Source organism: Candidatus Nealsonbacteria bacterium (assembly GCA_019923625.1).
Classification (GTDB): Bacteria; Patescibacteriota; Minisyncoccia; order Minisyncoccales; family RBG-13-42-11; genus JAHXGN01.
The window spans coordinates 1-8,726 of record JAHXGN010000018.1 but is presented as its reverse complement, the minus strand read 5'-3'; the positions used below and the strand labels follow the sequence as shown (position 1 = coordinate 8,726).

Below are 8,726 nucleotides of genomic sequence, written 5' to 3'. Positions count from 1 at the left end.
CGCTTTTTTAGCACTTATTCTTTCACCTTCTTTTTACTGAAAAAGAAAATATAAATAATTTCTAAAATTGCCAGGGTGTTTATTACTAAAAGAGCGATGAACCACCATTTGTGTTCATTTCTTGCCGCCTTCCATAGAGCCATTCCCTTCCAAGGAATTGTCCATAAAATCGCCACTAAAATAATCCACGGATTTTGAATTAAAAATTCTTCCATAATTTTATTTTTTACCCCGTAGGCTTAATTAATTTCCTTGCCTGTCCGAAGTTTTAACGAAGGGGGTTCGACTTTTTGCCTGCCCCGTAGTGAAACAAAGTTTCTACTACTGGGGCCTGCCCCGTAGTGAAACGAAGTTTCTACTACTGGGGCCTGCCCCGTAGTGAACCGCAGGTTCTACTACCGGGGTTAAAAATAGAATTAACCCCATTTTTTGCAAATTTTTTATCAATAGTCTGATATTATCACCTTCCTCTTTTTGGGCTTTAATTCATTGTGGTCATGAATATGGAATTTTTTAAATTCTTCAAAGGTATATATTTTATCACCCTTGAGATGAACTACTCCATTTTTAGGTAAATTGCTAAGGTGAGTAAAAATGTTCACAATTTTTCCGTTTTTTATAATTAAGTGAGTACATCCCTTTATTTTCTTAGGCATATTATAATTAAATTTTCTCAATTAATTTCTTGCCCCGTAGTGAAAGCGGAGCTTTCCTTTACCGGGGTTCGACTTTTTGCTTAAAAAACCAGGGTTGACACCATTTTTCCACAACAAATACTACCTCACTTCTTTTCCAAGATCTCCAATGTTGCTTTTACAGAAGGATTATCAATAGTGCGCAGAATAACTCGATCGCCAAATTCTTTTATAAGCGGGGTAAGAAACTCATCCGCCCATGAGGGAGAAAACGTTAAAACACCTTCAAAATCTATCTCAAGCTTTTCTGCCGGATTAACATCGCGCAAGGTCGGCTGAAATGCGGCAAATGCTTCTCGTCCGGACTGCCTTGATATGAGAGTATTCCCAAATTTTTTTAGTTCAATAATCATATTTTTTAGATTAAAAGTTAATAATTGCAAAGCATCCTATAATATTGGTCTTGGATTTCCCTATATCCAACTTTGGATTATTGCCTTTCATTTTTAATTCAGCATCGCCGCTCTGGAAGAACAGATCAATAGGGCTCTCCGAAATAATCTTACGAACAAACTTTAAACCATTTCCACGATTCTCAGGCGCTCGGCCAGAAATCATTTCTGTGAAGGCAACTAAAAGAGCGTCTTGATGATTGGCAAGCGAAGGTTTTACCCTTCTTAATGTTTTAAGAATACCCAACCCCCGATCCGCTAAGACAATGGTGCCTTTATTAATATCATAACCAAAAAATACTCCAGCCACATCAGGCCAATTACCAAGATTATGATCATAAGAATTATTACCGATCTCACCGGTCACTGCGACAATAAGAGAAAAAATCTTATCAACTTTCTTAGAAGCTATAAGTACATCCTGCATTCTCAACAATCTTGCCTGAAAAATCGCGCTATTTGAGCAATAAAACTCTGGGGGTATATCTCCTCCAGAAAAAGCCCAATCCTTTGCCAATTTCAATAAGTCGCTAGAAAAAAGCGTCAGATCCCCTTTCAAATAATACCGGTGCGTTCCTCCCTCTTTTCGAGTCGCAACTAACTTGCCACTTTTATCCCAGCGCCTCAATGTATCAATAGAAACGTCTAGAAATTCAGCGGCTTCGCTAATGGTTAAAAGTTCTTTATTCATAAAATAATCATACCAAAAAAATCAAAACTAGGCAAATAGTATGCAAAACTATGCAAATTTAAAAAAACGGGCTCATTTAAAAGTTCTTTATTCATAAAATAATCATACCAAAAAAATCAAAACTAGGCAAATAGTATGCAAAACTATGCAAATTTAAAAAAACGGGCTCATTGGTCTTTTTAACATAAATCCCGGACATCAAAATTGCTATTCCATTGAGTAGCCGAGAGGTAAAATGGCAATCGGCCGCCAGTCCTCTTTTATTCCTAAAATATCTTTTACTCGGCTCTCTTCAAAAGCACCCACCCAGCAACCTGACAAACCAAGTATGACTGCTTGCAACCAGGCAAAACTGGCTGAAATAGTGGCGTCCTGCAAAGCGTAAAGGTTTTTGCCCCGCTTCCCATATTTTTGAGCTGAACGCGAACCTATACTAAAGAAAATCAAAACCACCGGTGCTTCAGCGATAAAATCCTGGCCCAAAGCAGCTTCGGCTAATTTCTCTCTTACCTTCTTATCTTTAATAACTATAATTTCCCGGGCTTTTAAATCGCCAGCCGAAGGGCTGGAATGAGCCGCCTCCAAAATCTCCTTTAATTTCTCCGGCTCTATCTCCCGAGCGATAGCGAGGGGGAAGAAGAAGACGAAGTCTTCTTCGCCCTCCTGTTTTTGAAATCTCCTTACCGAACGCCTTTTCTTAAAAACATCATCCATTAATTTCTTGCCCCGTAGTTATGCGTAAGCATATACTATCGGGGTTTCCCTAATTTTTTGCCTGCCCTGTAGTCAAGCGAGTCTTGTACGCCGCATTGCCTCTTTATCATCTTAGCCGAGTCGAAAGGGCCTTATTTGACCTTGATTAAGTTTTACTGCCCGTACGCCTTTTATTCCATAAATAATACCAATTCGTTTCTTACAAAGAGGGCAGAAAAGATTGGCGCCAAGATGAATGTCTAGCGGGATATGAACATTATCAACCAAAATTCTCGACAGATAGCATTTAATAAGTTTGCCGGCGCCGACTTTGTTATACTTAAAAATCACCTGACCGCACCGACACCAAACGTTGATAACCTTTGAACGCATTGAATTTCCTTTTTTATATAACAGTATAACAAATTTTACTCTTAAGATTTATTATAGTCTACTTATTTTTCAGTGAATTCCGCAAAATTTTATTATTCCACCATTCGCGCGAATTAGAATAAAAGAAAATCAAAGCCATTGCCCCAGAATTTCATATAATCTTGAGTGGACATTTCGGAAAGTGGTCCTTTATGACCATCGGGTATAAAAAGTGTATCAATCCAAGCATAATCTTTGCGATAAATATTCTTGCCCGATTTTAACGCTAATTTTCCATTATACTTTTCAATACTTACAACAGGTTTTTTATTTGGTTCACAATAAGCAACGCAACCAACCCAAACCACACGTCTATTCTTTTTGCTTGACATAATTTTCAGTAAATCTTTTGGAGAAAGCCATTTATTTATGTATTTAATAAATGGCCCCGGAAAGCCATTTAATGCCTTAATATAGCAGCCCCCATCTGAAACTATTACTGGTTTTTTTAAAATATTTGCCGCCCAGCTTGCTGAAAACTTCGCAATTTTTTCAACCGATTCGTCTTGAATTTCCGGCAAGCACAACATCTTTTTTTGGACTAATCTTATTTTGGTATTTTTCAGGGCTATCTTGGCAGCCTGGAATTTATAATGATTACCTGTAATAAAAATAATTGTTTTTTGATTCATAGTATAAATATAGCAATAAATTTATTTTCCTAATTTCCGGCCTAAATTTTGATTATTTCGCTTGCCTCTTGACAAGGTATTGTGATTTGCTATTATATAATAAATCACGCCCGAGAGAGTAATCTCTCGGGAATTTTATTTGCTGATAAAATTTCGTAACTTCTTTATATTACAAATATACAACCCCCTAGATATTACCCTGTACTCCTTCCCTAAATTACCAGGTAAAGCCACGACAATAGTTTGTTTTTGATGCCTTAAACAATATTCTATAAGTGGTGCATAATCACCATCTCCACTGAATAAGATAAAGGAGCTGAAATTATCTAAATTATTAAAAACATCAAGGGCTATTTCGATATCAAAATCACATTTACGCCTTGCTAATGGTTGAGAAAACAGCTTATCTAATTCTTCAGTGATTTTATTATTAACATTTCGATTTTTCAAAGTTTGTCTCATTTCCACCATTCGCAACTTTAAATAAGATTTATCAAGATCTACCGGAACATATTTAACATCTTTTGTTCTTACAAAGAACCGATCGTTCTCTTTTTGTTTTAATGAATTAATAAAATCTCGTGATTTTTTAGTAATATCAGTGCCAAAATAAAAATTAATTTTAAAAACCTCTGGATAGGTTAAAAGGTATTTAATCAATTTCTGAGCATCGATTTTCCAGTCAAGGCCTTCTTGCCAACCATAAACATTGGCCCAATCTATACAAACTAAAGCCTTACCTTTTAATTTAAACTTGAAGTCTTGATTTTCCATATTTTGTTAATTAAATTTTCTTCAACTTCGGCCCAAATTTTGATTATTTTTCAATTAATTTTTCGACTTTTAATTTTAAAAAATCAGCTTACTTTAGCTGATTTTAATTCAATTTTTCCCAAAAGTCAACTTTGGGGGATGTGGATAACTTTCGGTTTTCTTTCGGTATGGTTTTGATATAATATACTAAACTATGGATAACTAATATGCTTACTAAAAGAAAAAGGCAAATACTGAACTACGTAACTAAATATATAAAGAAGAATAATTATGCTCCTTCTTTGGAAGAAATAAAGAAGCATTTTAGGTTATCTTCGATTTCAACTGTTCATCAACACGTCGAAACTCTTAGGGAAAAAGGATATTTAAGAAAGATAGAAAACCAACCAAGGTCAATTGAGTTAAATAAAAAAAGAGGTAGGTCAGATTTAGTAAAAATTCCCCTGCTCGGCACTATTGCTGCCGGCGAACCAATTGAAGTATTTGAAAATCCAGAAACAATTAAGGTGCAAAAAAATCTACTTTCAAAATCTGGAGAACATTTTGCCTTAAAAGTTCAGGGGGAAAGTATGATAGACGAGGGAATTTTCGATGGCTCCACGGTAATAATTAGAAAACAACCAATGGTAGAAAATGGAGAAACAGCAGTTGCCCTAATAAACGGGAATGAAGTAACTCTAAAAAAAATCTACAGAGAAAGAAATGGATTCCGTCTCCAACCCGCTAATCCAAATATCAAACCGATTTTTACAAAGGAGTTAGTTATACAGGGAAAAGTTATTAGTGTTATTAGGAGTTTCGAGGAATTGAAAAGGGAAGTAACGATAATGCGGAAAAGATCGGAAGAGCAACGTCAATTTATTAATTTGCCCAAAGATACCGAACCGCTAGTAATTATTGGTGATGTTATAGAAAAATTAAAAATACTACCCGACAAATCAATAAATTGTATTGTAACCTCTCCGCCTTATTGGGGACAAAGAGATTACGGAATTGAAGGACAAATTGGTAATGAAAAAAGCCCAGAAGAATATATTAAAAAAATATTAGACATTGCGAAGGAATTGAAACGAGTTTTAGTTGATGATGGTGCATATTTCTTAAATATAGGAGATAAATATATTGATAAAAATCTGCAAATGATTCCTTTTAGATTGGCGATAGAAATGCAAAAAATTGGTTGGGCGATAAGAAATACTTTAATATGGCGGAAAACAAATGCAATGCCATCATCAATAAAAGATAGGTTCTCGAATATCTATGAACCAATATTTTTATTCGTTAAAAAACCAGATAACTACCTAACTCCTGAATATTATTTTGATTTAGATTCTATTAGAATCCCACATAAAAATAATAATGAAAAAGAAAAAAGTCCCAGACAAAGGACTTTATTAGTAGAGGAGTCTAATCAAGAATTAGAATTACCACTCACATTGTCCATCGAAGAATACGAAAAGTGGAAAGATAAAATAAATAATAAAAATGGGTACAATGGTAAATTTAAAAATACTAACAAAATAAATTTAGGCGCTTCACCAGGTGCAAGGATGTCTGTATATGGAGAATTTTATTCTAGACAAAGAAAACACAAAATAGACAGTAATCTAGAGTTAGAAATAATACACTTTATAAAAAAATATAGAAAGAATAAAGGAATATCGTCTAAAAAAATAGATAAAATATTTGGTTACAAAGATACTGCTGGACATTGGTTCAGAACAGATAAGGGTGGGAGATGTCTACCTAAACCAGAAGATTGGCCAAAACTAAAGAATATTTTGGATATCAAAGACGACAGATATGATAAAATTATGATAAAAGAACATTATGTTTTACAAACCGTAAAGCCACACGAATTAGGAAAAAATCCAGGTGATGTTTGGGATTTTGCTACAGGAAAATCACAGGATTCCCATTTTGCAATATTCCCTGAAGAATTACCTAAAAGAGCAATATTGTCATGTTGTCCTGAAAATGGAATTGTCTTGGATCCATTTGCTGGAAGTGGAACAAGCTTAAAAGTTGCGAAAGAACTCAATAGAAGGTCAATCGGTATAGAATTACAGAAAGATTACCTAAATATTATAAGAAAAAGGTGTGGTAAAATTAAAGTGTTATAATTCTTCTAACCCTAGATAATCTTTAAGCAATTTCTTGGAGTATTTTTTAGGATAAATAACTTTTATCCTCTGTGGTTCTCCTTTTAAGTTTTGGAATCTTTTAGCTTTCTTATATAAAAATCTTATATCTCCTCTTGAGTGCAATCTATTTAGCTCTTTCATATGCTTACCAGCGTTAATACAATTGCCATAAGTAGATTTTAGTAATCCGTTAGGTATTGAAAATAAAACTATAATTTTGGGTAAGTTCTCTAAATTATTGTGTATTATTTGGATTACGTAAGTTAAGCAGATTTTCCCATTTGAATAGACTTTCGGCAAACTAGGTATAAATGGATAATAATTTCCCCTTGCTGTTTTATCAATTCCGTAAGTCGTTTGATTTTGAGCTATTTGTATTTTTCCTTTAAAGTCTGCGGGGTTAGAATCGGTAGCGGTTTTAATTTCTAAATGTATAAAAGCATCCGGGGTTTCAAACATCAGATCTGAACCAATAGGTGAAGAATTGACTGCAAATATTCTATATTGCCCAAATAAGTTATGAACTACCCTTTCAGCACCGATGTCTAGTTCTGAAGACTTGTTATATGCTTCTCGGCTCGTTGCTTTAAATACCCCAAGCCAATCTTTCTTTATCTTATTCTTTGATTTTAATCTTTCAAGAAACCACGCAAGATTTTTTTCTACAAAAAAATAAATCTCTTCAAAATATCTTTTTTCAATTAATTCAATTTCCTTTGATTTCATATTTTTATTTTATCATAATCCTTAAAAATCGTCTTTTAAATTTTGAGGGCTTTTTTGGATTAATTTTTCGCGGGGGCGGTCGGTTTTGGGTAGGTCTTTCATTTTTGTCATTTTTTTATCATTAAGTTTTTCCTGTTTTAAAACAACGATTTTTGATTTTTTAAATATTCTTCTGCTTTTTTAATAATTCTTTTTGTGAAATCTAAATAATCTTTCGCTTCTCTTTGGGAAATAATTATTCCTCCCTCGTATAAATCTAAATTTCTCTTTTTTCTCATTCTGTCTCCAATAATTTCTATATTTTCATCATTCAAAATTTGAGATAATTTTTCTAAAATCTTAATATGATGACCAACCCTGCTTTTCACCCGGTAACCGCAAACAAAAATTAGAACAATGCCGATTTTAACCAAAGCAGAGTAAGAAAAATTAAATATTACTTCCGGTTCTTTGCTACGAACGGCAATACCTAAATCTTTAGTAGTATTACGAAAATATTTTAAAACAGTTTTATTTTCAAACCTTTTCTTTTGAAAAAATTTTGTATCGAAAGTTAATCTCCTAAAAGGAACGCTACCACCATAACTTGTTGAACCATAAGAAAAGCTTCCGTAGGTCATAAGAGTTTTATATACTCTTTAGAAAAAATATCTTTTAAAAATGGGTCTTTTTTGCGCATTCTTTTTTCAAATTCTTTTTTTGTTAATTCCACAGAATTTATTTCCCTACCGGTTAATTTTTGGATTTCCAGAATTACTTTTTGGACCTTTAAGGTGTCGAAATCTCCCACAATCAAAACATCAATATCGCTTTCCAAAGAGAGTCGGTTTTTAGCATAGGAACCAAAAATATAAACAGAGTCAATGTTTTTTAGTTTACTTAATTTTTCTTTCAAAATTTTTTCAAATCCAAAACCTTTTAGAATGATTTTTTTATATTCTTTTAAAAAGGGGTATTTTCTGTTCAGAAAAAAATATCTTTCTTTTCCCCGAAATTCATCAGAAAGCACTCCTTCTTTTTTGAGTTCAAGAAGTTTTTTATAGACATTGGAAGGGTCTTCTTTTAACAATTTAGCTAATTCGTTAACATAAAAACTCTCTTTTTCATTCAAGAATAACAAATTAAGAACTTTTTTGGTTATTTTTGAACGCAATAAAATCATATTGTTAAATATTACTATAATTATAGTTAAATATTACCATAATACAAAAATGAAATCAATTTTCTCTGCCCGTTCCCAACAAAATAGCTAAAGGTTTCTCGTCTCTCAAATTTTCGGTGCCCTTTTGGATTAATTTTTCGCGGGGGCGGTCGGTTTTGGGTAGATTTTTTAACTTCATATTCACTTAAACAATTTTCTTTGGCGGAAGGATTTGGCGGTTTCCAGGGCGATTGTTTTGCCGAGTTTGGTTAAAGAAAAAGAGGTTTGGGGGTCGCCGATAGTCGATGAAGTTTGCCCCCTTTGGGGTTTGCCTTCATCTCCGCTCCTCACTACGCTCGGGTAATAAAAAAACTCCCCTTTATAGGGGAGTTTTTTTGATGTCTTC

At 33.6% G+C, this 8,726-nt stretch carries 11 protein-coding genes and 1 pseudogene; 1 reads left to right on the top strand and 11 read right to left on the bottom strand.

All coding sequences use genetic code 11. The annotated features are described in order from the left end of the window. Positions 1–14: 14 nt before the first annotated feature. The 7 genes and pseudogenes from KY055_02540 to KY055_02510 all read right to left on the bottom strand — a co-directional run bounded on the left by KY055_02540 (position 15) and on the right by KY055_02510 (position 4,309). Positions 15–215 (bottom strand): hypothetical protein, encoded by a 201-nt coding sequence (locus KY055_02540; GenBank protein ID MBZ1345480.1) that lies wholly within the window; start codon positions 213–215, stop codon positions 15–17. Positions 216–443: 228 nt separating this feature from the next. Next, on the bottom strand, positions 444–602 hold the full coding sequence (locus KY055_02535; GenBank protein ID MBZ1345479.1) for a hypothetical protein: 159 nt from the start codon (positions 600–602) through the stop codon (positions 444–446). 179 nt (positions 603–781) lie between these two features. After that, the gene (locus KY055_02530) at positions 782–1,048 is read right to left on the bottom strand and encodes an STAS-like domain-containing protein (protein MBZ1345478.1); all 267 of its coding nucleotides are present in this window, start codon (positions 1,046–1,048) and stop codon (positions 782–784) included. A 640-nt stretch (positions 1,049–1,688) separates the two neighbouring features. Beyond that, a pseudogene (locus KY055_02525) lies at positions 1,689–1,778 on the bottom strand (MerR family DNA-binding transcriptional regulator). Between the two features lie 207 nt (positions 1,779–1,985). Continuing rightward, the gene (locus KY055_02520) at positions 1,986–2,492 is read right to left on the bottom strand and encodes a nitroreductase family protein (GenBank protein MBZ1345477.1); all 507 of its coding nucleotides are present in this window, start codon (positions 2,490–2,492) and stop codon (positions 1,986–1,988) included. 485 nt (positions 2,493–2,977) lie between these two features. Beyond that, positions 2,978–3,535, bottom strand: a complete 558-nt coding sequence (locus KY055_02515) for a hypothetical protein (protein MBZ1345476.1) — start codon at positions 3,533–3,535, stop codon at positions 2,978–2,980. A 135-nt stretch (positions 3,536–3,670) separates the two neighbouring features. Next, a complete protein-coding gene (locus KY055_02510) occupies positions 3,671–4,309 on the bottom strand; it encodes an NYN domain-containing protein (GenBank protein ID MBZ1345475.1) in 639 nt (212 codons plus the stop codon). Between the two features lie 206 nt (positions 4,310–4,515). Here KY055_02510 and lexA point away from each other — a divergent pair, with 206 nt between their 5' ends. Further along, positions 4,516–6,432 (top strand): transcriptional repressor LexA, encoded by a 1,917-nt coding sequence (gene lexA / locus KY055_02505; protein ID MBZ1345474.1) that lies wholly within the window; start codon positions 4,516–4,518, stop codon positions 6,430–6,432. On the opposite strand, the gene KY055_02500 is transcribed toward lexA, so the two are convergent. The 4 genes from KY055_02500 to KY055_02485 all read right to left on the bottom strand — a co-directional run. After that, positions 6,427–7,179 carry a hypothetical protein gene (locus tag KY055_02500; protein ID MBZ1345473.1) on the bottom strand — a complete coding sequence of 251 codons (753 nt, stop codon included), beginning with the start codon at positions 7,177–7,179 and terminating at the stop codon, positions 6,427–6,429. The genes lexA and KY055_02500 overlap by 6 nt on opposite strands. Positions 7,180–7,316: 137 nt before the next feature. Next, positions 7,317–7,799 (bottom strand): hypothetical protein, encoded by a 483-nt coding sequence (locus KY055_02495; protein ID MBZ1345472.1) that lies wholly within the window; start codon positions 7,797–7,799, stop codon positions 7,317–7,319. Beyond that, positions 7,796–8,341: a nucleotidyltransferase domain-containing protein gene (locus tag KY055_02490; protein MBZ1345471.1), complete on the bottom strand. Its 546-nt coding sequence runs from the start codon at positions 8,339–8,341 to the stop codon at positions 7,796–7,798. The genes KY055_02495 and KY055_02490 overlap by 4 nt, the downstream gene beginning before the upstream one ends. A 180-nt stretch (positions 8,342–8,521) precedes the next feature. After that, a partial coding sequence (locus KY055_02485; GenBank protein ID MBZ1345470.1) for a hypothetical protein occupies positions 8,522–8,726 on the bottom strand: 205 nt, incomplete at its 5' end.